We start from the raw sequence: 1,199 nt of genomic DNA on the forward strand, positions 1-1,199 counted from the left end.
CTGACCTTTCCCCCAAAATTAAGACCATGACATTGATGAGATTTCCAATACACTGAGGTTAATGGAGGTCTCAAAATGAAAAAACGTTACACCGAAGAACACATCATTAAGGCCATAAAAAAACATGAAGCTGGGGCCAAGGTTGAAGATATTTGCCGAGAAATGGGCATATCTATCGGTACGTTCTACAACTGGCGGAGTAAGTACGCAGGGCTTGAAGTAAACGAAGCTAAGCGCCTTAAGGAACTTGAAGCTGAGAACAATAAGCTGAAAAAATTGCTTGCCGATAAGATGCTTGAAGTTGAAGCAATGAAGGATGCGTTGTCAAAAAAGTGGTGACGCCAGCGGCAAGGAAGCCTATTGCTCAACATTTAATAGACGTATTTCGCTTGAGTGAACGGGTTGCCTGCAAGTTGGCGGGTCTAAGTAGAACAGCATTGCGGTATCAGTCTAAGACTAATACGGACAATGGCGTACGGCAACGATTGAAAGCCTTAGCAACGCAGTATCCACGCTATGGCTATTTAATGTTGCATGGTTTACTGCGTGGTGAAGGTTGGGTAAAAAATCGCAAGCACACCTATCGCCTTTATACAGAGGAAGGCTTACAGGTTCGCACCAAGAAACGCAAAAAGCTAACTCGGCCACGGCAACCTATGGAAGTAGTCACATCTACAAACCAACGCTGGTCTATGGACTTTGTCTCGGATCAGCTCAGCAATGGTCGGCGTTTTCGGGTATTAAATGTAGTTGATGATTATTCTCGTGAAATGGTAGGTCAGTTGGTCTCAGTTTCCATCAGCGGCCGGCAAGTTGCACGATTCCTTAGCTTTCTCATTGAACAGCGAGGTAAACCAAACAAAATTACCTGTGATAATGGCACCGAATTTACTAGTAAGGCGATGTTTTTCTGGAGCAAGGAGACAGACGTTGGTTTGGGCTTTATCCAACCAGGAAAACCAACCCAAAATGCGTTTGTTGAAAGCTTGAATGGTAAGTTCAGGAATGAATGCCTAAACCAACATTGGTTTCGAACGATGGATGAAGCGAGATATGAAATTGACTTATGGCGAGAACACTATAATTGTGTTCGCCCACACAGCTCATTGAATTACATGTCACCAGTGGAATATGCACGACAAGCAGCGTAGGTTGAAGAATCTCATCATAAAATTGGTATTAATCTAGGGGAAAGGTCA

Annotated in this window: 1 protein-coding gene; it reads left to right on the forward strand. The window is 43.6% G+C overall.

The window, feature by feature from the left end; translation table 11 throughout:
• Nucleotides 1-75 precede the first annotated feature (75 nt).
• Nucleotides 76-1,151 (forward strand): IS3 family transposase gene (locus tag L975_RS15880; protein WP_156121237.1). Its coding sequence is split into 2 segments (ribosomal slippage): nt 76-319 and nt 319-1,151, totalling 1,077 coding nucleotides; the frame shifts between segments, so codons are not numbered across the junction.
• Nucleotides 1,152-1,199 lie beyond the last annotated feature (48 nt).

It is taken from the genome of Plesiomonas sp. ZOR0011 (assembly GCF_000800945.1).
Classification (GTDB): Bacteria; Pseudomonadota; Gammaproteobacteria; order Enterobacterales; family CAMTGL01; genus Plesiomonas; species Plesiomonas shigelloides.